This window comes from Pseudomonas sp. B21-041 (genome assembly GCF_024748675.1).
GTDB lineage: Bacteria > Pseudomonadota > Gammaproteobacteria > Pseudomonadales > Pseudomonadaceae > Aquipseudomonas > Aquipseudomonas neuropathica.
Window position 1 is genome coordinate 5435710 of the sequence record NZ_CP087175.1, and the last position, 25813, is coordinate 5461522.

The following is a 25813-nucleotide window of genomic DNA, read 5'->3' on the forward strand; positions in this document are numbered from 1 at the left end:
TGATCTTGACCTTAAAAAACAAGATCAAAAGATCGCAGCCTTCGGCAGCTCCTACGAGGGTCGTACAGCTCCCCTCTTGTCGCACAACAAGAATAAGGAACCGTCATGTTCGATATCAGCACGTTCCCCAAAGCCGATGCCGTCCGCCGGGCTGCGCAATTGAGTCAGGATGACTATCGGCGCCTGTACCGCGAATCCATTGAACACCCCAGCACCTTCTGGGCCGAACAGGCCACGCGGTTCCTCGACTGGAGCACGCCGTGGCAGACCGTTCAGCGCTACGACCTGAAAACCGGTGAAGCCGCCTGGTTTGTCGGTGCGAAGCTGAACGTCAGCTACAACTGCATCGACCGCCATCTGGACAAGCGCGGAGATCAGACCGCCCTGCTCTGGGAGGGCGACGACCCGGCAGAATCAGCGCAAATCACTTATAAAAAACTCCATCACCACGTCTGCCGCCTGGCCAACGTGCTGAAAAGCCGTGGTGTGAAGAAAGGCGACCGGGTGTGCATCTACATGCCAATGATCCCCGAGGCCGCATATGCCATGCTTGCCTGTTCGCGGATCGGCGCAATTCATTCGGTGGTGTTTGGCGGTTTCTCCCCCGATTCCCTGCGTGACCGCATCCTTGATGCTGACTGCCGCACGGTGATCACCGCCGATGAAGGCGTGCGCGGTGGCAAGTTCGTGCCGCTGAAGCAGAACGTCGATAAAGCCCTGCAAAGTTGCCCCGACGTCAGTACTGTCGTGGTGGTCGAATGCACCCAGGGCAAAGTCGATTGGGTCGAGGGTCGCGACCTCTGGTATCACCAGGCCGTGCGCGAGGTCAGCGACGATTGCCCACCGGAGCCGATGGACGCCGAAGACCCGCTGTTCATCCTCTACACCTCCGGCAGCACCGGCAAACCCAAAGGCGTGCTGCACACCACCGGCGGCTACCTGCTGCAAGCGGCGATGACCTTCAAGTACGTGCTCGATTACCGCGACGGCGAAGTGTTCTGGTGCACCGCTGACGTCGGCTGGGTTACCGGCCACAGCTACATCGTCTACGGCCCGCTGGCCAATGGTGCGACCACGCTGATGTTCGAAGGCGTGCCGAGCTATCCGAGCAGTTCACGTTTCTGGCAGGTGATCGACAAACACAAAGTCAACATCTTCTACACCGCGCCGACCGCCCTGCGCGCGTTGATGCGTGAAGGTGCCGAACCGTTGAAGGAAACCTCGCGCGCCAGCCTCAGATTACTCGGCAGCGTCGGTGAGCCGATCAACCCGGAAGCGTGGGAATGGTATTTCAATGTCGTCGGAGAACAGCGCTGCCCCATCGTCGACACTTGGTGGCAGACCGAAACCGGCGGCATCATGCTCAGCCCGCTGGTCAGCGCCCAGCGAATCAAGCCTGGCTGCGCCACGCAACCGATGTTCGGCGTGCAACCGGTGCTGCTCGATGAGCACGGCAAGGAAATCAAAGGCGCCGGCAGTGGCGTGCTGGCGATCAAGTCGAGTTGGCCAGCGCAGATCCGCAGCGTCTATGGCGACCCGCAGCGCATGGTCGACACCTATTTCAAACCCTACCCCGGCTACTACTTCACCGGCGACGGCGCACGCCGCGATGAGGACGGCGATTACTGGATAACCGGGCGCATCGATGACGTGATCAACGTCTCCGGCCACCGCATCGGTACCGCCGAAGTGGAAAGCGCACTGGTATTGCACGACAGCATCGCCGAGGCCGCCGTGGTTGGTTACCCCCACGACGTCAAAGGTCAGGGCATCTACGCCTTCGTCACACCCATGAACGGCACCGAACCCAATGACGAGTTGAAGAAAGAATTGCTGGCCCACGTCAGCAAGGAAATCGGCAGCTTCGCCAAACCGGATCTGATCCAGTGGGCGCCGGCCTTGCCGAAAACCCGTTCAGGCAAGATCATGCGGCGCATCTTGCGCAAGATCGCCTGCAACGAACTCGACAGCCTCGGTGATACCTCGACCCTGGCCGATCCGAGTGTGGTGCAAGGCCTGATCGACAAGCGCCTCAATCAGTAACACCCCGGGCGCGGTCCATCGGCCGCGCCCTCCCTTCTTCACTGAGTGTTCATGGAATTCATCCGCAGCCGTATCGAACAGCAACTCATGAGCCTGACCGGGCTGTCGCTCGGTCAGCTCGACCTGGAAAACCCCAAGGGCGATCCCGGCCTGTTCGGCCCGGATTCGATCAGCTGGCAGGTGCACGGCGATTTCAGCAGCATGTTGATCGGCGGCATCAGCGCGCTGTTGCTGCAAGCTTTGCATCCGCTGGCACTGGCCGGGGTCTGGGATCATTCGAACTTTCGTGAAGACATGCTCGGGCGCTTGCGGCGTACCAGTCAGTTCGTCTCCGGCACTACGTTTGGCTCAAGAAAAGACGCCGACTGGCTGATCGAGAAAGTGCGCACCATTCACCTGCAAGTGGTCGGCACCGCGCCGGACGGACGACCTTACGCGGCCAGCGATCCGGATTTGCTGACCTGGGTGCATGTGGCGGAAGTCAGCAACTTTCTTGCCGCGCATTTGCGCTATCGCAACCCGCAGTTGTCAAGCATGGATCAGGATCGCTATTACGCGGAAATCGCCGTGGTGGCTGAACGTTTGGGCGCGCGGGATGTGCCGAAATCGCGGCAAGCCGTGGCTGATTATCTGCAACGCATGCGCCCGCAGTTGCTGTGCGATGAGCGCAGTCGTGAGGTTTTGCGCTTGCTGCTCAACGCCCCGGCGCCCAGTGTTCTGGCCCGGCCGTTTGGCGATCTGATGATGAAGGCCGGTATCGACCTGTTGCCGGACTGGGCCAGCGACATGCTTGATGTGCGACAGAGTTCGCTGCAACGGCAACTGATTCGCGCCAGCGTCCGGCGCAGCGCACCGATGCTGCGCTGGGCGATGCGCAATGGTTCGGTGCAACGGGCTAAACGACGAATGGGTTTGCTGACCTAAAAGCTTCGCGAGCAGGCTCGCTCCCACATTTGGAATGCATTCCCATGTGGGAGCGAGCCTGCTCGCGAAGGGCGCAACTCGATTGCCCGCCAAGCTGCTAAACTCCCGCGCCCCAATTCTCACCAGCAAGGCGCCCGCATGTCTTCCTTGAATCAGGCGCTGCGCGCCGCCCTCGATCAACGCCAGGACTTGCTCGCTGAGCTGCACAGCCAGGGCACCGATTGCTATCGGCTGTTCCACGGCAGCCAGGAAGGCGCCGGCGGCCTGACCATCGACCGCTACGGCCCGCAACTGCTGGTGCAAAGCTTTCACCAGACGCTGGAGCGTGACGACCTGCTGCAACTGCACGCCATGGTTAATCAGAGCCTGGGGATGGAAACCTTGCTGGTTTACAACGACCGTTCCCGTGGCAACTCGCGCATCGACCGGGAAGACAGCGTCTACAAAGCTGAAGACGCGGCACTGGCCGATCTGGTCGGCCACGAATGGGGCCTCAACTACCGGGTGCGCGGACGCCATGCTGGACAGGATCCGCTGCTGTTCCTCGACCTGCGCAATACCCGTGGCTGGGTCAAGGATCACGCCCAAGGCAAATCCGTGCTCAACCTATTCGCCTACACCTGCGGCGTTGGCCTCAGTGCGGCCGCAGGTGGCGCGCGCGAAGTGTGCAACCTGGATTTCGCCGAGGGTAATCTGGCGGTCGGTCGCGAAAACGGTCTGCTCAATCCGCAGTTGCCCGAGATGCAGTTCATTCAGTCCGATTACTTTCCGGCGATCCGGCAACTCGCCGGTCTGCCAATCAGTCAGCGCCGGGGACAGAAACTGCCGAGCTACCAGCGCCTCGATCAGCGCCAATATGATCTGGTCCTGCTCGACCCGCCCGCCTGGGCCAAGAGCGCATTCGGCACCGTCGACCTGCTGCGCGACTATCAGAGCCTGCTCAAACCGGCCCTGCTGACCACCGCCGACAATGGCGTGTTGATCTGCTGCAACAATCTGGCGAAAGTCAGCATGGACGACTGGCGCGAGCAAGTGCTGCGCTGCGCCGAGAAGGCCGGGCGACCGGTGCGTGAGTGGAGCGTGATGACCCCAGGCGCCGACTTCCCGTCGATGGATCAGCAACCGCCGCTGAAAACCCTGATCCTCCAGCTATAAACAACCCTGTGGGAGCTGGCTTGCCAGCGATTGCGGTGGGTCAGTCAACAAAGTTGTCGACTGGTATTGCCTCATCGCTGGCAAGCCAGCTCCCACAGGGGTTCTGTGTTTTGAGACAAATCTGAACAATCCTGCTCCATGCGAGGTACTTCGGAACCAGAATCGCGTGCCATACTCCAAGGCACTCCGATTCAGACAGATGAAGCCGCACATGCCCAAAGGATTGATTCGCGCGATTGGCGCCTTGTTGACTGCTCTGGCCCTCTATAGCCTGCTGGGGTTTCTGATTTTGCCGGGCATCGCCCTGCGTGTGGCCAATCAACAACTGGCCAATTACGCAACGGTGCCTGCGCATATCCAGCGTATCGAGCTCAACCCGTTCAGCCTTGAAGTTACCTTGTGGGGACTGGTGATCGGCGAGCCGGGCAAGGAGCAGGTCGGTTTCGATCGCCTGTACGCCGACCTGCAAATCGACAGTCTGTGGACCAAAGCTCTGCATCTGGCGAACATCGAGCTGGACAAGCCAAAGACCGAAATCCTTTTCGCCAAAGACGGCAAGCTCAACCTGCTCGGCCTGTTCAATGTGCCGGCCAGCGAGCCGACACCGGCCGACCCGGACGCCAAGCCCTTCCCGCTGCGCATCGACAACATCAAACTGGCCGGCGGCGTCGTGCACTTTGAGGACGTGCGCCCCAGCGAACCCATCGAGTTTCTCTACGATGACCTCAGCTTCGAGCTGAAAAACCTCAGCACCCTGCCCGAAGACAGCGCCGACATGACCCTGGTCGCCATCGGCCCGGCCGGTGGCCGGATCGACTGGAGTGGCAATTTCAGCCTGATCCCGTTCACCTCCGAAGGCACCCTGAAAGTCACTGACGGCAAGATGAAAGCGTTCTGGCCCTACGTGCGTGACTCGGTACCGCTGGTACTCGAAGATGGTGTGATCAGCCTCAGCAGCGAATACAAACTCAATCTGTCGAAAGAAACCGAACTGCAGTTGAACAATGTCGCAGTGAGCATCGCGCCATTCGCCATCAAGGCTCCGGACGGGCGGCCACTGGCGAAACTTGAACGCCTCGACGTCAGCGAGACCTCGGTGGATCTGGCCAAACAACAAGTCGTAGTCGGCAAGATCCGCAGCAACAAACTGGAAACCTGGGCGGCGCTCGAAGCCGACGGCCAACTCGACTGGCAGAAACTGTTTGCCAGCCAGCCATCGAAACCGGCTGCCAAAGCGGCTGCCGAACCGGCGAACACACCGGCAGCTGCCGACTCGCCGAAAACCCCACCGGCGCCGAGCAAACCGTGGCAGGTGCTGCTCAAAGACGTGCAATTGCGCAATTACACCGTGCATCTGGCCGACCGCTCGGCCAAACCGGCAGTATCACTGGACATCACCCCGCTGAATGTCGATCTGCAGGATTTCGACAGCCTCAACGGCTCGCCCTTCAAGCTCAAGCTCGATAGCGGCGTGGGCAAACAAGGCAAGATCACGGCTGACGGCACGGTCAATCTCGCCCCGGTCAACGCCCAGCTCAATGTAAAAACCCAGGACATCGACCTGCGCGTCGCGCAGTCCTACATCAACCCGTTCATTCGCCTGGAACTGCGCAGCGGCATGCTCGGCAGTGATCTCAAGGTCAATCTCAAGAGCACCGAGCCGCTGGCCCTAAGCGTCACCGGGCGCGCGCAGATCGATCAACTGCACACCCTCGACACCCTGAAAACCCGCGATTTCCTCAAGTGGCAGCAGGTGGTGGTCGAAGGCTTGAACTATCAGCACGGCGACAGCCTGTCGATTGACAAGGTCAACCTGTTCCAGCCTTATGTGCGGTTCATGATCAACGACGATCGCACCACCAACATCGACGACCTGCTGATCCCGCAACCGGCCGACAGTGGCGCGAAAAGCACCGCAGCGAAACAGGCCAGCAACGAGAAACCGTTGGGCATTCACATCGGCGGCATCGCCATCAACGACGGTTCGGCCAACTTCGCCGACTTCAGCCTGACGCCGAACTTCGCCACCGCCGTGCAGCAGCTCAACGGCCAGATCGGCACCATCGACAGCCGTCAGGCGAAACCGGCCAGCGTCGACATCAAAGGCAAGGTCGATCGCTATGCTCCAGTGACCATCAAGGGCGCGGTCAATCCGTTCGACCCGATGGCCAGCCTCGACATCGCCACCAGTTTCAAACGCGTCGAGCTGACCACGTTGACGCCCTACTCCGGCAAATTCGCCGGTTACCGCATCCGCAAGGGCCGGCTCAACCTCGACCTGCATTACCTGATTACCAAGGGCCAGCTAAAAGCCGAAAACAAAGTGGTGGTCGAGCAATTGCAGCTCGGTGAGAAAGTCGACAGCCCGGATGCTGTGAGCCTGCCACTGAAACTGGCGATTGCCTTGCTCAAGGACGTCGACGGCAAGATCTCCATCGAGTTGCCGGTGACCGGCGACTTGAACAACCCGCAATTCAGCGTGATGCCGATTGTCTGGCAGACCCTGCGCAATCTCATCGTCAAAGCCGCTGCCGCACCCTTCAAAATGATTGGCGGGCTGATCAGTGGTGGCAGTTCGCAAGACCTTGGCACCGTGTCGTTTGCTCCGGGTTCCAGCGAGTTGAGCAAGGATGCCGAAGCGGCGCTGATCAAACTGTCTCAAGCGCTGAAGGAGCGTCCGGCACTGCGTCTGGAGATCGAAGGCACTGCCGCCAAAAGCAGTGACGGCCCGTTACTCGCCGAGCAACGTCTGGAACGTGAATACCAGTACAACTACTACAAGATGCTCCAACGTCGCGGCGATAAAGTCCCGGCCCAAGCTTCGTTGCTGCAAGTGCCAGACAGCGAAAAAGGTCCACTGCTCGAAGGCATTTACCGCACCCGTCTGAAAACCCAGCCGCCAGCCGAATGGAAGGATCTGGGCAAGGAAGAACGCACGGCGAAGATGCGTGAAGGCGTGATCCAGTTCTGGAGTGGCAGCGATGTGCTGCTGCGTCAGTTGGGTCAGGACCGTGCCAGCAGCATCAAGGATTATCTGGTCGATAAAGGCCAACTGGCAGACGACCGCGTGTACTTCATCGACGCCAACCTGGGCGAGGCCGAAAGCGATGGCCGCGTGGTCACGCAAATGCATCTGGATGCCGAGTGATGAAACTGCAGTGGCTGGCCTTGATCGCAATGACCTTCGCGGCCAGCCACGCCTCGGCCTCCGATACCCTGCGCTGCGGCAGTCAGCTGATCAGCCTGGGCGACCGTTCCAGCGAAGTCCTGCAAAAGTGTGGTGAGCCGGTCAGCCGTGATGTCTTGGGTTACAAGCGCAGCGCCAACCGCCGCGAGGAGTTTCAGGTCGAGGAGTGGACCTACGGACCGAGCAACGGCATGTACCAATACCTGCGCTTCGAAGGCAATCGCCTGCGGCAGATCAACAGCAAACGCAGTAACTGACCCGAAACCGATCCCCCCTGTAGGAGTGAGCCTGCTCGCGATAGCGGTGTGTCAGTCAACACATTAATCGGCTGATACACCGCTATCGCGAGCAGGCTCACTCCTACAGTTGTTTTGTGGTGCCATTTGATTCTTTCGTCCCTGAAATAGAACAGGCCCCGACACAAGTGCCGGGGCCCGTAATGGTCACATCCGTGTGACCGTTCGCATGAACTCTAAAGTTGCGGCAGACGTATTGCTCGGCCCGTCTGTCGCGCCTTCTCCCGGTCCAGGCGAGAAGTCATGCCTTACTCGGCTTTCAGGCCGTCAGCGGAGACCGCTTTAACGCCTTTGATTTTCTTAGCGATCGCAACAGCAACGTCTTTCTGCGATTCAGTTACAGCAGTAGTCGACGAAAGCGATACAACGCCTTTGTTGGTTTCTACTTTGATGTCAGTACCTGGAATGCCTTTTTCGGTTACCAGGTCAGCTTTGACTTTGGTAGTGATCCAAGTGTCGGAAGTAGCTTCTTTCGCCTGGGTGACTTCACCGGCAGCCAGAGTCATTGGAGCCTGGGTAGCCTGAGTGGATTGTGCGAATGCACCGGAAGCCATGGTCAGGGTCAGCGCGGTAGCAGCAGCGGCAGTGATAGCGAACTTCTTCATACGAGTAACTCCTGTTTTTCTGGAAAGTCTGCTGGTTGTCTTGTCAGCAGGGTTACCAAGGTAGTTGCGAACGCTGTGCCAACTTTTTCGAACGAACAATATTCTTAATAATCAATAACTTACAGATATCACCAATTTCCGAAATCATGCAATTTGCATGAACTGGCCAATGTTCGCATGCAAGTTGCGGTTTTTGGGAAAGTTCCTAAGACGCTGAAATTATTGAAGCTTTTTAGAAGTGTGAACCAAGAAAAATGCCCCGCATAGCGGGGCATTTGGCAGTCCATCAACAACTCAGGTACCGCTGGCAGTACATCCTTTTGGCGAATAGTCCGGTGCAACGGTCGTACCGCAAGTCCATACGCCCGCACCGGTTCCGGAGGAACGAGTAAGCGTGATGGTTTTATCCAGCACCGGACCTGGCGCATTTTTAATCGTGCAGACGATCGAACCTGCACCCGAAGATGCGGTACCTGTTGCAGACACTGAGCAGTTGGAGGTTAAAACAGTTGCACTGCCAGCCACGTTTGTATTGGTAGGATCGGTGCCCTGATTGATCACATCCTCAAACGGCACTTTCATCGCACTGATTTCCGCCAGCCCCGCCGTCACCTTCGACCGCGCCTGATACTTGGAATACTGCGGCAAGGCGATGGTCGCCAGAATCCCGATGATTGCCACCACGATCAGCAGTTCGATCAGCGTAAACCCTTGTTGTTTTTTCATAGACACGCTCCATGCATGAGTCGAAATCTCATGATCTGAAAGTGACGCAGCATAGGCCATGCCAATGCCTTCAAGACCCGCCCATTGGGGCGCGAAGCGCTTGCAACGCCAATTCCTACAACCTGCAACCGCACTATCTGACACTTTTTGTCACCTGCACCCGCCGTGTTTGGCGCTGTCACTTGACTAGGCTATAAGTCATGAACGGCAAGCGTGCGGAATCCCCATGAATGACATCGCTCTGAGCGGTCTGGCCAAGCAATTGGTCCAGGCCGAACTGCTCACGGAAAAAAGCGCCCAGCAAGCTTGGCAACAGGCCCAACGCAATCGTCTGTCGCTGGTCAGCTATCTGGTGCAGAACAAACTGGTCAAGAGCTCACAGGTCGCCGAGATCGCCTCCGAGCATTTCGGCATGGCCTTGCTTGATCTCAACTGCCTGGACAAGGAAACCCAGCCCAAAGGCCTGGTCAGCGAAAAACTCGTGCGTCAGCATCACGCCATGCCCTTGTGGCGTCGCGGCAACAAGCTGTTCGTGGGCATTTCCGACCCGAGCAATCATCAAGCAATCAACGACATCCAGTTCAGTACCGGGCTGAGCACCGAAGCCATTCTGGTCGAGGACGACAAACTTACCGATGCCATCGAGAAATTCTTCGACACCCACACCAGCGGTCTGGAGGACATGGCCGATGTCGATCTCGACGGGGTCGATGTCGAATCCGTCGACGACAGCAAGCAGGACGCCATCGGCGGGCTCGACGCCGACGATGCGCCGGTGGTGCGCTTCGTGCACAAGATGTTGCTGGATGCGATCAAGAGTGGCTCTTCCGACTTGCACTTCGAGCCTTACGAAAAAAACTACCGGGTGCGGGTGCGCACCGACGGCATCCTGCGCGAGGTTGCCAAACCGCCGATTCAATTGGCCGGGCGCATCGCCGCACGCCTGAAAGTCATGGCCAGCCTGGATATTTCGGAACGGCGCAAACCTCAGGACGGGCGGATCAAGATGCGCCTGTCGAAAAGCAAGTCGATCGATTTCCGGGTCAACACGCTGCCGACCCTGTGGGGCGAAAAAGTGGTGATCCGGATTCTCGACCCGTCCAGCGCGCAGATCGGTATCGACGCGCTCGGCTATGAGCCAGAGCAGAAAGACCTGTACATGGCCGCACTCAAGCAGCCACAGGGCATGATTCTGGTCACCGGGCCGACCGGTTCGGGTAAAACCGTTTCGCTGTATACCGGCCTGAACATCCTCAACACCGTCGACATCAATATCTCCACCGCCGAAGACCCGGTGGAAATCAACATGGAAGGCATCAACCAGGTCAACGTCAATCCCAAGCAAGGGCTCGACTTTGCCCAGGCACTGCGCTCGTTTCTGCGTCAGGACCCGGACGTGATCATGGTCGGCGAGATTCGTGATCTGGAAACTGCCGAGATTGCGATCAAGGCTGCGCAGACCGGTCACCTGGTGCTCTCGACCCTGCACACCAACAGCGCTGCGGAAACCCTGACGCGCCTGCACAACATGGGTATTCCCGGTTTCAACATCGCTACCTCGGTCAGCCTGATCATCGCCCAGCGCCTGGCGCGCAAACTGTGCAGCCACTGCAAAAAAGCCATCGAGATCCCGCGCGAAACCTTACTCAAGGAAGGCTTCCCCGAGGAACGCATCGGCCATTTCACGATCTACGAGCCGGTCGGTTGCGATCACTGCAACGGCGGTTACAAAGGACGCGTGGGGATTTATGAAGTGGTGAAAAACACACCGGAGCTGCAACGCTTGATCATGGCCGAAGGCAATTCGCTGGAAATCGACCTGCAGATGCGCCGCGACGGCTTCGACGACCTGCGCACCTCCGGACTGCACAAGGCCATGCAAGGCATCACCAGTCTTGAAGAAATCAACCGGGTCACCAAGGACTGAACATGGCGGTCAAGGCAGCAAAAATCAGTATTTATGCCTGGGAAGGCACGGACAGAAAAGGCAGCAAAGTCACCGGTGAATTGAGCGGACAGAACCCGGCGCTGATCAAGGCACAATTGCGTAAACAGGGGATCAATCCCGGCAAGGTGCGCAAGAAATCCGCGTCATTGTTGAGCTTTGGCAAACGCATCAAGGCCCGGGACATTGCCCTGTTCACCCGGCAGATGGCGACCATGATGAAAGCCGGCGTACCGCTGTTGCAGTCGTTCGACATTATTGGCGAAGGCTTTGATAACCCGGCCATGCGCAAACTGGTGGACGACGTGAAACAGGAGGTCGCGGCCGGTAACAGCTTCGCCGCAGCCCTGCGCAAGAAACCGCAGTATTTCGACGAGTTGTATTGCAACCTGGTCGATGCCGGCGAACAGTCCGGCGCCCTCGACACCTTGCTCGAACGCGTCGCGACCTATAAGGAAAAAAGCGAAAGCCTCAAAGCCAAGATCAAGAAAGCCATGACCTATCCCACCGCCGTGGTGCTGGTCGCGGCTGTTGTCACCGGGATTCTGCTGGTCAAAGTAGTGCCACAATTTCAGTCAGTGTTTTCCGGTTTCGGCGCCGAACTGCCGGCGTTCACCCTGATGGTGATCAGCCTGTCGGAATTCATGCAGCAATGGTGGTGGGCCATTCTCGCTGCGCTGGTCGCGGCCATTTTCGGCACCCGCCACGCGCTGAAAACCTCCCAGGCACTGCGCGATCGCAAAGACACTTGGCTGCTGAAACTGCCACTGGTGGGCACGCTGATGTACAAGTCCGCCGTGGCGCGATTCGCTCGAACCTTGTCCACCACGTTTGCCGCCGGTGTGCCGTTGGTCGAAGCGCTTGACTCGGTGGCCGGCGCCACCGGCAACGTGGTCTTCAAGCGAGCCGTGCTGCGCATTCGCCAGGACGTGTCCACCGGTATGCAGCTGAATTTCTCGATGCGCAGCACCGGGGTCTTTCCCAGCATGGCCGTGCAAATGACCGCGATTGGCGAAGAGTCCGGCGCCCTGGATGACATGCTCGACAAGGTTGCGGGCTTTTACGAGGAAGAAGTGGATAACATGGTCGACAACCTCACCAGCCTCATGGAGCCGTTCATCATGGTCGTGCTGGGGGTAATCGTCGGCGGGCTGGTGGTGGCCATGTACCTGCCGATCTTCCAACTCGGCTCAGCGATCTGACATGCCTATCGACGAACTGTTTGCCGTGTATCCGCTAGCGTTTGTCGGCACCGCCCTGCTGCTGGGCCTGGTGGTCGGCAGCTTCCTCAATGTGCTGATATGGCGCCTGCCGAAAATGCTCGAACGCGACTGGCGCCAGCAGGCACACGATGTGCTCGGTTTGCCCGGCGAAGCCTCGCAACCCGTCTACAACCTGATGCTGCCGCACTCCGAATGCCCCCATTGCGCCCACCGTATTCGCCCGTGGGAAAACATTCCCCTGCTCAGTTATCTGTGGCTGCGTGGGCGCTGCTCAGCGTGCTCCGCACCGATCAGCAAACGTTATCCGTTGACCGAGCTGGCCTGTGGGCTGCTCTCGGCCTTCATCGCCTGGCACTTGGGTTTCGGTTGGCCGGCGTGCTTGCTGATCGTCCTCACCTGGGGTCTGCTGGCGATGAGTCTGATCGACACCGAGCATCAACTATTGCCTGATGTGCTGGTGTTGCCGTTGCTGTGGCTGGGGTTGATCGTCAACAGTTTCGGCCTGTTCGTGACCTTGCACGATGCGTTGTGGGGCGCGGTGGCCGGTTATCTGGCGCTGTGGTCAGTGTTCTGGCTGTTCAAACTGCTGACTGGCAAGGACGGCATCGGTCATGGTGATTTCAAGCTGTTGGCGCTGCTGGGGGCATGGGGCGGCTGGCAGATTCTGCCGCTGACGATTCTGTTGTCATCACTGGTCGGCGCCATTATCGGGGTGATTTTGTTGCGCCTGCGAGAGCAAAAAACCTCGACGCCAATCCCCTTCGGCCCTTATCTGGCAATTGCCGGCTGGATTGCCTTGCTCTGGGGTGGTCAAATAACCGCCTTCTATTGGCAGTTTGTCGGTTTGAAATGAATACCCCTGTGGAAAAACCCTGGATTCTCGGCCTCACCGGCGGCATCGGCAGCGGCAAAAGCGCAGCGGCTCAGCACTTCATTGATCTTGGTGTCCACGTGGTGGATGCCGATCACGCGGCACGCTGGGTGGTTGAGTCGGGGCGTCCGGCGCTGGCGCAGATTGCCGAACACTTCGGCCCCGGCGTATTGCAGGCCGATGGCACGCTGGATCGCGCTGCCCTGCGCAAACTGATCTTCGAAGAGCCGGAGCAACGCCGTTGGCTCGAAGCCCTGCTGCATCCGTTGATCGCCGAGGAAATCGCTCATCACCTGGCGCAGGCAAAATCGCCTTATGCGATTCTTGTGTCGCCGCTGCTGATTGAATCCGGGCAATACGCGATGACCCAGCGCATTCTGGTGATCGACGCTCCGCAACAATTGCAGATCGAACGCACTTTGCAGCGTGACCAGACCAGCGAGCAGCAGGTTCAGGCGATCCTCAAGGCCCAGTCGAGCCGCGAAGAGCGTGTGAGCCGCGCCGACGACGTGGTCGTCAACGACCGCGACCTCGCCTGGCTGCACAGCGAAGTCGAGCGTCTGCATCACTTTTACCTGACTTTATCCGGAGGCCAAGCATGAGCCAGATCCCCACCGTTGAATGCCCGACCTGCGGCGCCCCCGTGGAATTCATCCCCGAAAACAAGTTTCGGCCGTTCTGCTCTGATCGCTGCAAGCTGATCGACCTCGGCGCCTGGGCGTCGGAAGAACACAAGATTCCGGTCGCACCGGATGCCGAGGACGAACTGTTTTCCGGCGACTTCGATCCGCGTCACTGATCTCGATCAGGGCCGCATAAAGCCGTAGTCCTGATCGTCGTCGAGGTTTTCCGCCAGAAAGCGCAACTCGTCGGCCAGGTCTTCGGCGTTGCGCACGGCCTTGCTCTGCTGCACCACCGCACTGAGCAAGGCACGCAAACTCAACCCCGGGTCAAAGCCCACCTCCTGCGCCATGTCCAGACTCTGCCGGGTCTCCTGCCTTGCCCACTCGTAAACACTCATGCCGCTGCTCCTGAAGGGATTTGCGCGAGCATGAAATTTCCCGCGCGTGGCGGATTTGATGTGGATCAAGACTTCGGATCGTCGTCCTTCCACGGCGCCGAAAGGTAGCGCGTGCGGTTGAAGGTCTCCAGCCACTCCGGGCTGAATACCACCAGCGCACTGATGATCATGCCGTTGATGAACGCTTCGGGGAAAATGATCAGCCACACGTAACCGATGAAGTCTTCCAGCCACTCCGGCATGGCGAAAAGGCCGTCGTACCACAGCAGCGTCAGGCTGAGGATCAGGCACAACAAGGCCGACAACGCGGCGGCAAAAAAACCGGAACAGAAGATGTACACGAACGGGTTGCGCGGTTGAGCACGCTCGACAAGGATTGCCACGCACTCGGTGACCAGCACCGGCAGCAAAATGAACAAGGCGCCATTGACCCCCATCGCCGCAAGATCCTGACGCCCGAGCAGCACCAGGCCGATTTGCGCCACCAGTCCGCCAACGATCGCCAGCGGCCAGTCCAGCAACAGGGTTACCGCCGTCATGCCGAGGAAGTGATACGACACGCCTGTGTCGAAATCCCTGCGCATCAACCACAAGAGAAACAACGCAAACACGGTGCCGAACAGCAGATGCTGACGCCGGCTGTCGCTGAACAACTCGACCCACGGCGCCCGCACGATCGCCCAAAGTAGCACCGGCAGATAAATCAGCCAGCCCAGCAACAGACTTTCGGTCGCCAGCACCTCAACGCCGATCATGGGCGCGCCTTCTCCAGTGCCTCGCGCAGGTCACCCGCGTTGGCGTACTCACGTTGCGAGAGCAATCGACCGTCCTTGAGTTGCAACCACAACACCTGGCCTTCCGCGCCGGGATAGCGCGACGCAACCCGTCCTTCTCGATCCAGCATGACCCGATAGTGGTAGTCGCGCATGGCCGGTACGGCAAACATTTTGGCAATCAGCGCCGGCATGCGCTGGATGTCGGCAACGAACACCGCGTGACGGGCCTCCAGATAGCCCTTGGGTTGGTCCTTCAACGCTTCCTTGATCAGCTTGGCGCCGTCCATATCCCGTGCCACCAGCAGCGTGTTGGTGCTGTTGTCGAGGGTGAAGGGTTGCTCGTACTGATCGAGCAACGTCCAGGGAGCCAGACGCTCACCGGTTTCGAGTGCATGGGCACACAGCGGAAAAACAGCAAACAGCAGCAGCCAGCGAAATTTCACGATGAGTCCTCACGGTTTGGCGCAAATAATCGATTTCCATGAGTCTACACCGCCCTTCTCCACTACCCACTGATGCACTTTGCCGCGGAACGCTTTCAGCTTGTCGCATTTGAACGCTAAGCTTGGGCTTATGGATGACTCAGATTATTTACGCCTGCTGACCATCGCGGCCGAGCAGGCCAACGCCTTTCTGTCCAATGCCCGCAAATGGGAGCGTGAGCGTTGGGTTTGCCAGCGCCTGCTGCAAGGCCTGAACATTCCCTACCGCGCCGATGAGTTCGCGCCGGCCGGCGAGCCGCCGGACGTATTGTTTCGCGATGCCAATTTCGAGGTGTTCTTCGTGCTCGACGAGGGGCGCCGGCTCAACGACGAATGGCGCGATGAATTGCAGCGGCGGCGTAGCGCCTTTTCTCTCAGTCAGTTGGTCCGCCGTGAAGCCAAGCCGAAACGAATCCCGGCCAATGAATTCCTGCTGCGACTGGCGCCGACCCTGCGCAAAAAAGCACACAACTACAAAGAGCGCGGCATGGATCTCGGCGAACTGGACATCATCGCCTTCGCCAGCCTCAAACGAGAAGTACTGGATTTGAACAGCCATTTCCCCCCGCCCACCGAATACCTACGTCAGGGCTGGCGCTCGCTGTCGCTCGTCGGCCCGACCTTCGCCCGCGTGCTGTTCGCCCACCCGGACGCGCCGGATTTTCTGCGCAGCAACCTCGGTCGCAGCATCGTTTTTGATGTGGGAATCAGCCTGTGACCCCCCTTCAGCAATTGATCGCCGATGTACCGCAGACCGGATGTGTGCGCTGGATTGGCGTGCGCCCCGAGTCGCGCGGGCCGATGATCGAACTCGATGCCGTCGAGGCGCGGCTGGAAGCTGGACTGACCGGCGATCACGCCCGTCCCGGTGTGCGTAACGCGCGACAGGTGACCCTGATCCAGTGGGAACATCTGGCGGTAATCAGCGCCTTGATGGGTCGCCCCGACGATCAACCCGTCAGGCCTGAAGATCTGCGGCGCAATCTGGTTATCAGCGGTATCAATTTGTTTAGCCTCAAGGGTCGGCGCTTTCGCATCGGTCAGGCAATATTCGAAACCACGGGCTGGTGTCAGCCCTGCGCACGCCTGCAGAACAACCTCGGCCCGGGCACCTTTCAAGCGGTGCGCGGCCATGGCGGAATTACCGCGCGGGTGTTACAAAGCGGGATCATTCGCCTCGAAGACCGGGTGAGCGTCGAACCGGTTCCGGACAGCGGCTATGCTGCGTTCAACCCCGGATAAAAACCGCTGTAGCTTCTGCCCATTCAGCAACGTCTACCTGACGAGGCAAATATGACCAGCCGCCTGAACCCCGAAGACCAGAAACATGTCGAAGAGTACCTGCAACTGTCCCAACACCGAGTCGAGCGCCGGCCTTTCCGGCCGTGGATGCTCCTCGTGCTGGTGCTGGCAGTGACCATTGGTCTGGGCCTGTTGAGCCGATTTATCAGTTACCTGACGCTATGAGCAGCCTGGCGCTCGCTTGGGTAATGACGACAAAGATTTCCTTTAAAAACCTTGCGAGTTATCCCTATGTCCCATCGTATTGTTATTGTCGGCGGCGGCGCCGGCGGTCTGGAGTTGGCTACCCGTCTGGGTAAGACTCTGGGCAAGCGCGGCACGGCCAGTGTGATGCTGGTCGACGCGAACCTGACGCACATCTGGAAGCCCCTGCTGCACGAAGTAGCCGCCGGATCGCTGAACTCCTCCGAAGACGAACTCAACTATGTTGCCCAGGCAAAATGGAACCACTTCGAGTTCCAGCTAGGGCGCATGAGCGGGCTCGATCGCGCACAGAAGAAAATCCAGCTCGCCGCCACCTACGACGAAAACGGCGTAGAACTGGTGCCTGCACGTGAAGTGCAATACGACTCGCTGGTGATCAGCGTCGGCAGCACCACCAACGACTTCGGCACTCAGGGCGCGGCGCAGCACTGCCTGTTCCTCGACACACGCAAACAGGCCGAGCGCTTCCACCAGCAATTGCTTAATCACTATCTGCGTGCACACGCCGGGCAAACCGATGTGGTCGAGCAGATCAGCGTGGCGATTGTCGGTGCCGGCGCCACAGGCGTTGAACTGGCGGCAGAACTGCACAACGCCGCCCATGAACTGGCGGCTTATGGCCTGGACCGGATCAAACCGGAAAACATGCACATCACCCTGATCGAAGCCGGTCCACGGGTGTTGCCCGCCCTGCCGGAGCGCATCAGCGGGCCGGTGCACAAGACCCTGGAAAAACTCGGGGTCAATGTGATGACCAACGCTTCGGTCAGCGAAGTGACCGCCGACAGCCTGATCACCGCCGATGGCAACGAGATCAAGGCCAGCCTGAAAGTCTGGGCAGCGGGCATTCGCGCGCCGGGTTTCCTCAAGGACATCGACGGCCTGGAAACCAACCGCATCAATCAACTGCAAGTGCTGCCGACACTGCAAACCACCCGCGACGAGAACATCTTTGCTTTCGGTGACTGCGCCGCGTGCCCGCAACCGGGTACCGATCGCAATGTGCCGCCGCGTGCCCAAGCCGCACACCAACAGGCGTCGCTGCTGGCCAAATCGCTGAAACTGCGCATCGAAGGCAAGACCTTGCCGGAGTACAAGTACACCGACTACGGCTCGCTGATCTCGCTGTCGCGTTTTTCGGCGGTGGGTAACTTGATGGGCAACCTGACCGGCAGCGTGATGCTCGAAGGCTGGCTGGCGCGGATGTTTTACGTGTCGCTGTATCGCATGCACCAGATGGCGCTGTACGGGCCATTCCGCACAGCGATGCTGATGCTGGGCAGCAAGATTGGCCGTGGTACTGAACCGCGTCTGAAACTGCACTAAAAAACCTGTGGGAGCGAGCCGGCTCCGGGCGGCGATCCGACGAATGCGGTGTGTCAAACGACAAAAATGTCGACTGATACAACCTCTTCGTCGGATCGCCGCCCGGAGCAGGCTCGCTCCCACAATGTTTTGTGTTGATCGAAAGGTCTGTTTCTTACTGTATCCCCGCCCCGCTTTTCCCTCCTTCGCTTACAAACTCCCCCGCTCCGCGACACAGTCGCGATACACCGCCACCGCTTAATGGCCACACCCGAGCAACACCTGCTCAGGCAATCGTCCTTAACGTGTGGTTGCGCAGTGCAGCCCAGGAGAATGTAAATGTCCCGTACTTCGACCCTCGGTAAAAAATCCATTGGCCTGATCGGCGCCGCGCTGGCGGGCGGCCTGATGTTGTCCGGTTCGGTGTTTGCCGCTCAGCCACTGGCGCAGGGCTACATGGTTGCCTCGGCGGAAACCTCGGTGAAAGCGCCGGAAGGCAAATGCGGTGAAGGCAAATGTGGCGATGCTTCGATGGCCAAGACTGACAGCGATGGTGACGGCAAGGTCTCGCGCGCCGAATTTCTGAAAGTCGCGCCGAAGTCCGACTTCGACAAGATCGACACCAACCATGACGGTTTCATCGACGAGCAAGAGGCCTACAACAACGTGAAGGCCAACTTTGAGGCCAACGGCAAGAAGATGCCGAAAGGCCTGTTCGAACACCTGAAAGACCAAGACGGCGCCTGATCGACAATAAAAAACAAGCCGCGCTTCTCCTGAAAGAAACGCGGCTTTTTCACGTCTGCCCGTTTACAACTGGAAGCGCCGTACCATGCCCTGCAAGGCATTGGCCAGTTGCGATAACTCATGGCTGGACGCGCTGGTCTGGTCAGCACCTGCGGCAGAACGTACCGATAAATCACGAATATTCACCAGGTTGCGATCCACTTCCCGGGCTACTTGCGCTTGTTCTTCAGCTGCGCTGGCGATCACCAGATTGCGTTCATGGATCTCATGCACCGACGCGGTAATGGTTTGCAGCGCCTCACCGGCGCGCTCAGCCAAGGCCAGCGTGGTCGTCGCCCGCGCGGTACTGGCCTGCATCGAATCCAGCGCCAGGCTCGAACCGCTGCGCATGCCCTGGACCATCTGCTCGATCTCCTGCGTCGATTGCTGCGTGCGATACGCCAGGGCCCGCACTTCATCGGCGACTACGGCAAAGCCTCGCCCGCTCTCACCGGCCCGCGCCGCCTCAATCGCCGCGTTGAGCGCCAGCAAATTGGTCTGCTCGGCAATCGCCCGAATCACGTCCAGCACTTTGCCGATGTCCTGCGATTGATTGGCCAGTGATTGCACCAACTCACCGGTCTGTTGCACATCGCTGGCCAGTGCATTGATGGCCGTGGCGGTCTCACTGACCCGCACCTGGCCCAGATGCGCCGACTCGCTGGATTGACGGGTCGCGTCAGACGTCGACACCGCATTGCGTGCGACCTCTTCCACTGCTGCCGTCATCTGGTTGACGGCCGTCGCGGCTTGTTCGATTTCGTTGTTCTGTTGTTGCAGTCCCTGGGTGCTGTCGAGCGTCACCGCATTGAGTTCATCCGCAGCGGTCGCCAGCTGCGTGGCCGAACCGCTGATGCCTTGCAGCGTCTCTCGCAGGTTTTGCTGCATGGTCGCCAAGGCTTTGAGCAAGCGACTGACTTCATCGTTGCCATGGGTTTCGATCGGCCGGGTCAGATCCCCCTGCGCGACACTTTCTGCTGCGCTGACGGCGCTGCTGAGTGGACGAACGATACTGCGGGTGAGCATCATCGCCAGTGCCACCGTGGCCAGCGCGGCCAACGCAATAAACAAACTGACAATCGTGCGCGAGTTTTCATAGTGCGCAGCGGACTTCTGGCTTTCGGCGGCGACCTGTTTGGCGAACAGGTCTGCCAGGTCGTTGAGTTGTTTGCCGGAGCCATCGACGACGGTTTTCATGTCGACCAGCAACAACCGGGTCAACTCATCACGTTTGCCTTGCTCGGCGAGGGCGAAGGATTGAGCGATACCGCTGCGATAAGCGGCGAAGGTCTTTTTGAATTGGTCATATAGCTGCTGGCCTTCCGGGGTGTTGACCAGTTTGTCGTAGGCGGCGATTTTCTCGCTCAGCTCCTTGTCGCGGGTGTCCATCTGGCTGCGGTAAGTCGCAATGTTGGCCGGATCCTGATCCAGCGCCATGCGCAGCGAGATGGTGCGGATGCGCAGCATGATCTCGCGAATCTCGTCGCCGCCACGAATACTCGGCAGCCACTGATTTTCCACCGCGACTTCACTGTCGCGAATACTCGACATCTGCCCGAGCGCAAACACGCCGAGCAAGGCCACCAACACCGCGATCAGGGCGAACCCCAGGGCCGCCCGGGGAGCAATATTCAACTGACGAAGCAACATGACGAACGCCCTTATTCTTGTATTGGCCAGATTCAAGGGGCGAAAGCCATGGCAGTCCCCTCGTGTTAGCGGGCTATCGGCAGGTTGTATGATGACTTGAAGGGGAAATGAGTTTTTGTCGGACAAAAAAAATCCCCGTATCTTTCGATACGAGGATTTTTAATATGGTCGGGGTAAGGGGATTCGAACTCCTGACATCCTGCTCCCAAAGCAGGCGCGCTACCGGACTGCGCTATACCCCGGTAAAAAAAAGGCGACCTTTCAAAGATCGCCTTCTTCGATCAGCGCTTTTGGCCTCTGATCTTAAGATTCGATCCCAGCGCAAACTGGTTTCAAAAATGGTGGGTCGTGTGGGATTCGAACCTACGACCAATTGGTTAAAAGCCAACTGCTCTACCAACTGAGCTAACGACCCAAAAATGGTCGGGGTAAGGGGATTCGAACTCCTGACATCCTGCTCCCAAAGCAGGCGCGCTACCGGACTGCGCTATACCCCGGCTTGAAATTGGCTCCGTGACCAGGACTCGAACCTGGGACCCAATGATTAACAGTCATTTGCTCTACCGACTGAGCTATCACGGAACTACATATTTCAATTTACAACGGTGAAACTTACTGCATCTAGCCACTCGTTCGCATCGCTGCGTTCGTGTGTCTGAGGCGCGCTATTCTACAACCTAGAACACCTCTGTCAACCCCCTAAATTGCTTTCAAGTTAATGATTTGCAACTTATTTCAGATTTCAACTCAGTGAGCTGAGACCGTCTTGGCGACTGACTGCGGGGCGCACTTTACAAGCCTTTTCCTTTGAGTTCAACAGCCTAACGAAAAAAAGGCCCCACAATGTGGGGCCCTCCTTTTTTCATTGGCGCTCAGGCTTAGTTGAAAACGATTTCGTCGTTCTCGACAGTGCCGGTTGCCGTGTCGCCCGGCATGAAGTGACCCGAGAGGATCAACTGCGCCAGCGGGTTTTCGATCCAGCGCTGAATTGCCCGTTTCAAAGGACGTGCGCCATACACCGGGTCGTAGCCAACGGCGATCAGCTTATCCATCGTCTCTGGACTGAGTTCCAGCTTCAGCTCGCGCTCGGCCAGACGGCTGCGCAGACGGCCCAACTGGATCTCGGTAATGCCCGCGATCTGATCCCGCGCCAAAGGCTCGAAGATCACCACTTCGTCGACCCGGTTGATGAACTCCGGACGGAAGTGCGACGTCAGCGCATCCATGACTGCAGCACGTTGAGCCTCACGATCACCGACCAGTTCCTGGATCTGTACCGACCCCAGGTTCGAAGTCATGACGATCACGGTGTTGCGGAAATCCACCGTACGGCCATGGCTGTCGGTCAGGCGACCATCCTCGAGCACTTGCAGCAAGATGTTGAACACATCCGGGTGCGCCTTCTCGACTTCGTCCAGCAGGATCACCGAATAAGGCTTGCGACGCACCGCCTCAGTCAGGTAACCACCCTCTTCGTAGCCGACGTATCCCGGTGGTGCACCGATCAGGCGAGCCACGGAATGTTTCTCCATGAACTCGGACATGTCGATCCGCACCATCGCCTCTTCCGTATCAAAGAGGAATTCGGCCAGCGCCTTGCACAGCTCGGTTTTACCGACACCGGTCGGGCCGAGGAACATGAACGAGCCGCTCGGACGATTCGGGTCGGACAACCCGGCGCGCGAACGGCGTACCGCGTTGGCGACGGCGACCACGGCCTCTTCCTGACCGATCACCCGTTTGTGCAACAGGCTTTCCATCTTCATCAGCTTGTCGCGCTCGCCTTCGAGCATTTTCGACACCGGGATGCCGGTCCACTTCGACACAACTTCAGCGATTTCTTCTTCAGTCACCTTGCTGCGCAGCAACTGGTTCTCGCTCTTGCCGTGCTGGTCGACCATTTGCAGGCTGCGTTCCAGATCCGGGATCACCCCGTACTGCAATTCAGCCATACGGTTGAGGTCACCTTTACGGCGCGCGGCTTCCAGTTCCTGCCGCGACTGCTCGATCTTCTGCTGAATCTGCGCAGAACCCTGCACCTCGGCTTTTTCCGAGTTCCAGATTTCTTCCAGATCGGAATACTCGCGTTCGAGGCGGACGATTTCTTCCTGGAGTTTCTCCAGACGTTTCATCGCCGCTTCGTCGCTTTCTTTCTTCAGCGCCTGGGATTCCACCTTCAACTGAATCAGGCGACGTTCCAGACGATCGAGCACTTCCGGCTTGGAGTCGATTTCCATGCGGATGCGGCTGGCGGCCTCGTCGATCAGATCGATGGCCTTGTCCGGTAACTGCCGGTCAGTGATGTAGCGATGGCTGAGCTTGGCAGCAGCAATGATCGCACCGTCGGTGATTGCCACCTTGTGGTGAACCTCGTAACGCTCTTTAAGGCCACGCAGGATGGCAATGGTGTCTTCTTCGCTCGGCTCATCCACCAGAACTTTCTGGAAGCGTCGCTCGAGGGCCGCATCCTTCTCTATATATTGGCGGTACTCGTTGAGCGTGGTCGCGCCAACGCAGTGCAACTCACCGCGAGCCAGCGCAGGCTTGAGCATGTTGCCGGCATCCATCGAGCCTTCGCCTTTACCGGCGCCGACCATGGTATGCAGTTCGTCGATGAACAGAATGATCTGCCCTTCCTGCTTCGACAGTTCGTTGAGCAACGATTTCAGGCGCTCTTCGAACTCACCGCGATACTTGGCACCGGCAATCAGCGCGCCCATGTCCAGCGAGAGCAGACGCTTGCCTTTAAGGCCGTCCGGGACTTCGCCGTTGATGATGCGCTGGGCCAGACCTTCGGCAATCGCGGTTTTACCCACACCAGGCTCACCGATCAGCACCGGGTTGTTCTTGGTGCGGCGTTGCAGAACCTGAATGGTGCGACGAATTTCGTCGTCACGGCCAATCACCGGGTCAAGCTTGCCGTCTTCGGCGCGCTTGGTCAGGTCGACGGTGTATTTATCCAGCGCCTGCCGCGACTCTTCGTGGTTGGCGTCGTTTACCGCTTCGCCGCCACGCAGGTTGTTGATCGCGTTTTCCAGGGCCTTCTTGCTCACGCCTTGGCCGAGCAGCAACTTGCCGAGCTTGCTGTTCTCGTCCATTGCGGCGAGCAGCACCAGTTCGCTGGAGATGAACTGGTCGCCCTTCTGCTGGGCCAGACGGTCAGCCTGATTGAGCAGGCGCGCCAGATCCTGCGACATGTTGACGTCGCCGGTCGGGTTCTGGATTTTCGGTAATTGGTCGAGCTCTTTGGTCAGCTCTTTACGCAAGCTGTTGACGTCGAAGCCCACCTGCATCAGCAGAGGCTTGATCGAACCACCCTGCTGTTCAAGCATGGCTTGCATCAAGTGCGCCGGCTCAATCGCCGGATGATCGTGGCCGACAGCCAACGACTGGGCGTCGGACAAGGCCAACTGTAATTTGCTGGTTAAACGGTCTATTCGCATAAGTCACCTTCCTTTTGAGCAGGCCGGACCTAAAAACCATCCTGAATAAAGAAACCTGCCAGATACCGCTATAGATGCGGTCGATTCTGCAAGATTCAAGCGTCAGAGGGTTGATGCAGATCAGACAGTTTAGCGGGTGAGCCAAACGAGGGAGGCAAAGCGACCGGTGCGTGACGCACGGCGATAGGAGAAGAAGCGTGGATCGGTCACGGTGCAGAAACCACCGCCGTAAACCGCTGTGACACCACGTTCAGCCAGACGCAGGCGCGCCAGCTTATAGATGTCAGCCATGAACTTGCCGGCATTGTCGCTCGGTACGAAGGCTTCTGCTGCTTCAGGCAGTTGATTGATGAAGACTTCCCGTACTTCCGGGCCGACTTCAAAGGCTTTGGGGCCAATGGCAGGGCCGAGCCAGACCAGCACTTCTGCGGCCGGAACATCGAGACTGTCGAGGGTAGCTTCCAGCACACCCGCCGCCAGACCCCGCCAACCGGCATGAGCCGCCGCTACACGAGTGCCGGCACGATCGCAGAACAATGCTGGCAGGCAATCCGCCGTCATCGCCGCGCAGGCGATACCCGGCGTTGCTGTCCAACTGGCGTCTGCGGTCGCAACAATGCCCGGATCCGCATGCGCCACGGCAATTCCGTGCACTTGCTGCAACCAGGCAGGCTGTATAGAGAAGTGATCGGTGAGGCGCCGACGGTTCTCGGCCACAGCCTCAGGACGATCATCGACATGATCGCCCAGATTGAGGCTGTCGAACGGCGCCTCGCTGACGCCACCCTCGCGGGTGCTGACGCAGGCTTTGACGCTGGCCGGCGCAGGCCAGTCCGGCGTCAGCCAGTTCATCCGACGAAGGCCTCGCGATCCTGTTTGAGCAGGGTCAGCAGCCAGACGAAATCTTCCGGCAGCGGTGACTCCCAGCTCATGCGCTCACCGGTCGTCGGATGATCCAGCTCAAGGAAGCGCGCGTGCAGGGCCTGACGCGGGAAATGCTTGAGGGATTCAACCATCGTCGGGTTAGCCGCTGGCGGAATGCGGAAACGGCCGCCATACGCCGGATCGCCGACCAACGGAAAGTTGATGTGCGACATGTGTACGCGAATCTGGTGAGTACGACCGGTTTCCAGCTTCACCCGTACGTGGGTGTGCGAGCGGAAGCGCTCCAGCACACGGTAGTGACTGACGGCAGGCTTGCCGCCCTCCATCACCGCCATGCGCTGGCGCTGCTGGCCGTGGCGACCGATCGGGGCGTTGATCTTGCCCCCAGCGGTGACCACACCGATCACGATGCACTCATAGATGCGGCTGACGCTGCGACTCTGCAGTTGCGTCACCAGCTTGGTCTGCGCCTGAATGGTCTTGGCCACCACCATCAGACCGGTGGTGTCCTTGTCCAGACGATGCACGATACCGGCGCGCGGGACATTGATGATGTCCGGCACATGGTGCAGCAACGCGTTGAGCAGCGTGCCATCGGCGTGACCGGCAGCCGGGTGTACCACCAGGCCCGCAGGCTTGTTGATCACCAGGATGTCGTCGTCTTCATAGACGATGTCGAGTTCGATGTCCTGGGCGATCCATTCGCCCTGGGCTTCCTGCTCGGCAGTCAGCTCAAGGATGGCACCGCCGTGCACGATGTCGCGAGGGCGGATGACCGCCCCGTCCACAGTCAGGCGACCTTCTTTGATCCAGGCGGAAAGGCGCGAGCGAGAGTGCTCAGCGAAGAGTTGGGCAGCGACTTGATCGAGGCGTTGGCCGCCCAATTCGGACGGCACCTCTGCGCGAAGTTCAATTTTATCGGACATGCTCTGACTGTGCGTCGGCACAGCTTTTGGTTTCGGCTGCGCGCTTGTGGTTAAATAC

The 25813-nt window shown here is 59.0% G+C and carries 24 protein-coding genes and 4 tRNA genes; 15 read left to right on the forward strand and 13 right to left on the reverse strand.

The annotated features are described in order from the left end of the window. Window positions 1–105 precede the first annotated feature (105 nt). From acs to LOY43_RS24165, 5 genes are all read left to right on the forward strand, one after another. A complete protein-coding gene (acs, locus tag LOY43_RS24145; RefSeq protein WP_258708829.1) occupies window positions 106–2043 on the forward strand; it encodes an acetate--CoA ligase in 1938 nt (645 codons plus the stop codon). Between the two features lie 51 nt (window positions 2044–2094). Continuing rightward, a complete protein-coding gene (locus LOY43_RS24150; RefSeq protein ID WP_095048676.1) occupies window positions 2095–2967 on the forward strand; it encodes an oxygenase MpaB family protein in 873 nt (290 codons plus the stop codon). Window positions 2968–3105: 138 nt separating this feature from the next. Next, window positions 3106–4122 carry a class I SAM-dependent rRNA methyltransferase gene (locus LOY43_RS24155; protein ID WP_095048677.1) on the forward strand — a complete coding sequence of 339 codons (1017 nt, stop codon included), beginning with the start codon at window positions 3106–3108 and terminating at the stop codon, window positions 4120–4122. Between the two features lie 199 nt (window positions 4123–4321). After that, window positions 4322–7270: a DUF748 domain-containing protein gene (locus LOY43_RS24160; RefSeq protein WP_258708830.1), complete on the forward strand. Its 2949-nt coding sequence runs from the start codon at window positions 4322–4324 to the stop codon at window positions 7268–7270. Further along, on the forward strand, window positions 7270–7566 hold the full coding sequence (locus tag LOY43_RS24165; RefSeq protein ID WP_258708831.1) for a DUF2845 domain-containing protein: 297 nt from the start codon (window positions 7270–7272) through the stop codon (window positions 7564–7566). The genes LOY43_RS24160 and LOY43_RS24165 overlap by 1 nt, the downstream gene beginning before the upstream one ends. Window positions 7567–7853: 287 nt before the next feature. Here the strand turns inward: LOY43_RS24165 and LOY43_RS24170 are convergent, their stop codons facing one another. Both LOY43_RS24170 and LOY43_RS24175 read right to left on the reverse strand, forming a co-directional pair. Further along, a complete protein-coding gene (locus LOY43_RS24170; protein ID WP_047600285.1) occupies window positions 7854–8210 on the reverse strand; it encodes a BON domain-containing protein in 357 nt (118 codons plus the stop codon). 294 nt (window positions 8211–8504) lie between these two features. Further along, a complete protein-coding gene (locus tag LOY43_RS24175) occupies window positions 8505–8936 on the reverse strand; it encodes a pilin (protein WP_095048680.1) in 432 nt (143 codons plus the stop codon). A 226-nt stretch (window positions 8937–9162) separates the two neighbouring features. Here LOY43_RS24175 and pilB point away from each other — a divergent pair, with 226 nt between their 5' ends. Genes pilB through yacG form a run of 5 tightly spaced genes read left to right on the forward strand, consistent with a single transcriptional unit; the run spans window position 9163 to window position 13774 of the window. Beyond that, a complete protein-coding gene (gene pilB, locus LOY43_RS24180; RefSeq protein ID WP_095048681.1) occupies window positions 9163–10863 on the forward strand; it encodes a type IV-A pilus assembly ATPase PilB in 1701 nt (566 codons plus the stop codon). A 2-nt stretch (window positions 10864–10865) separates the two neighbouring features. After that, the gene (locus LOY43_RS24185) at window positions 10866–12083 is read left to right on the forward strand and encodes a type II secretion system F family protein (RefSeq protein ID WP_093434875.1); all 1218 of its coding nucleotides are present in this window, start codon (window positions 10866–10868) and stop codon (window positions 12081–12083) included. Between the two features lies 1 nt (window position 12084). Then, window positions 12085–12957: an A24 family peptidase gene (locus LOY43_RS24190; protein WP_095048682.1), complete on the forward strand. Its 873-nt coding sequence runs from the start codon at window positions 12085–12087 to the stop codon at window positions 12955–12957. Further along, on the forward strand, window positions 12954–13577 hold the full coding sequence (gene coaE, locus LOY43_RS24195) for a dephospho-CoA kinase (protein ID WP_258708832.1): 624 nt from the start codon (window positions 12954–12956) through the stop codon (window positions 13575–13577). The genes LOY43_RS24190 and coaE overlap by 4 nt, the downstream gene beginning before the upstream one ends. After that, entirely contained in the window at window positions 13574–13774 is a 201-nt protein-coding gene (gene yacG, locus LOY43_RS24200; RefSeq protein ID WP_095048684.1) for a DNA gyrase inhibitor YacG, read from the forward strand. Before coaE ends, yacG begins: the two co-directional genes overlap by 4 nt. 6 nt (window positions 13775–13780) lie before the next feature. Here the strand turns inward: yacG and LOY43_RS24205 are convergent, their stop codons facing one another. From LOY43_RS24205 to LOY43_RS24215, 3 genes are all read right to left on the reverse strand, one after another. Then, the gene (locus LOY43_RS24205) at window positions 13781–13996 is read right to left on the reverse strand and encodes a hypothetical protein (RefSeq protein ID WP_007909901.1); all 216 of its coding nucleotides are present in this window, start codon (window positions 13994–13996) and stop codon (window positions 13781–13783) included. A 65-nt stretch (window positions 13997–14061) separates the two neighbouring features. Continuing rightward, complete coding sequence (locus tag LOY43_RS24210; protein WP_095048686.1) at window positions 14062–14751, reverse strand: energy-coupling factor ABC transporter permease; 690 nt, start codon at window positions 14749–14751, stop codon at window positions 14062–14064. Beyond that, on the reverse strand, window positions 14748–15215 hold the full coding sequence (locus tag LOY43_RS24215) for an FAD/FMN-containing dehydrogenase (protein WP_095048687.1): 468 nt from the start codon (window positions 15213–15215) through the stop codon (window positions 14748–14750). Before LOY43_RS24215 ends, LOY43_RS24210 begins: the two co-directional genes overlap by 4 nt. A gap of 130 nt (window positions 15216–15345) precedes the next feature. Here LOY43_RS24215 and LOY43_RS24220 point away from each other — a divergent pair, with 130 nt between their 5' ends. From LOY43_RS24220 to LOY43_RS24240, 5 genes are all read left to right on the forward strand, one after another. Further along, complete coding sequence (locus LOY43_RS24220) at window positions 15346–15972, forward strand: DUF1780 domain-containing protein (RefSeq protein WP_007909887.1); 627 nt, start codon at window positions 15346–15348, stop codon at window positions 15970–15972. After that, the gene (locus LOY43_RS24225) at window positions 15969–16496 is read left to right on the forward strand and encodes an MOSC domain-containing protein (protein WP_095048688.1); all 528 of its coding nucleotides are present in this window, start codon (window positions 15969–15971) and stop codon (window positions 16494–16496) included. Before LOY43_RS24220 ends, LOY43_RS24225 begins: the two co-directional genes overlap by 4 nt. Window positions 16497–16547: 51 nt before the next feature. Next, window positions 16548–16721, forward strand: coding sequence for a DUF3094 domain-containing protein (locus LOY43_RS24230; protein ID WP_007909875.1), 174 nt, complete (start codon window positions 16548–16550; stop codon window positions 16719–16721). 66 nt (window positions 16722–16787) lie between these two features. Beyond that, entirely contained in the window at window positions 16788–18086 is a 1299-nt protein-coding gene (locus tag LOY43_RS24235; protein WP_016986237.1) for an NAD(P)/FAD-dependent oxidoreductase, read from the forward strand. Window positions 18087–18404: 318 nt separating this feature from the next. Further along, the gene (locus LOY43_RS24240) at window positions 18405–18812 is read left to right on the forward strand and encodes a hypothetical protein (RefSeq protein ID WP_016986236.1); all 408 of its coding nucleotides are present in this window, start codon (window positions 18405–18407) and stop codon (window positions 18810–18812) included. A 63-nt stretch (window positions 18813–18875) separates the two neighbouring features. On the opposite strand, the gene LOY43_RS24245 is transcribed toward LOY43_RS24240, so the two are convergent. The 8 genes from LOY43_RS24245 to rluD form a co-directional block, all read right to left on the reverse strand. Continuing rightward, the gene (locus tag LOY43_RS24245; protein WP_095048689.1) at window positions 18876–20501 is read right to left on the reverse strand and encodes a methyl-accepting chemotaxis protein; all 1626 of its coding nucleotides are present in this window, start codon (window positions 20499–20501) and stop codon (window positions 18876–18878) included. Window positions 20502–20666: 165 nt separating this feature from the next. After that, a tRNA-Pro gene (locus LOY43_RS24250) sits at window positions 20667–20743 on the reverse strand. A gap of 97 nt (window positions 20744–20840) precedes the next feature. Continuing rightward, window positions 20841–20916, reverse strand: a tRNA-Lys gene (locus LOY43_RS24255). 5 nt (window positions 20917–20921) lie between these two features. After that, window positions 20922–20998, reverse strand: a tRNA-Pro gene (locus LOY43_RS24260). Between the two features lie 9 nt (window positions 20999–21007). Then, window positions 21008–21083 (reverse strand) — tRNA-Asn (locus LOY43_RS24265). A gap of 296 nt (window positions 21084–21379) precedes the next feature. Then, window positions 21380–23944 (reverse strand): ATP-dependent chaperone ClpB, encoded by a 2565-nt coding sequence (gene clpB, locus LOY43_RS24270; RefSeq protein ID WP_095048690.1) that lies wholly within the window; start codon window positions 23942–23944, stop codon window positions 21380–21382. A gap of 129 nt (window positions 23945–24073) precedes the next feature. After that, window positions 24074–24796, reverse strand: coding sequence for a peptidoglycan editing factor PgeF (gene pgeF, locus LOY43_RS24275; protein ID WP_095048691.1), 723 nt, complete (start codon window positions 24794–24796; stop codon window positions 24074–24076). After that, a complete protein-coding gene (gene rluD / locus LOY43_RS24280; protein ID WP_016986220.1) occupies window positions 24793–25755 on the reverse strand; it encodes a 23S rRNA pseudouridine(1911/1915/1917) synthase RluD in 963 nt (320 codons plus the stop codon). The genes pgeF and rluD overlap by 4 nt, the downstream gene beginning before the upstream one ends. Window positions 25756–25813: the final 58 nt, after the last annotated feature.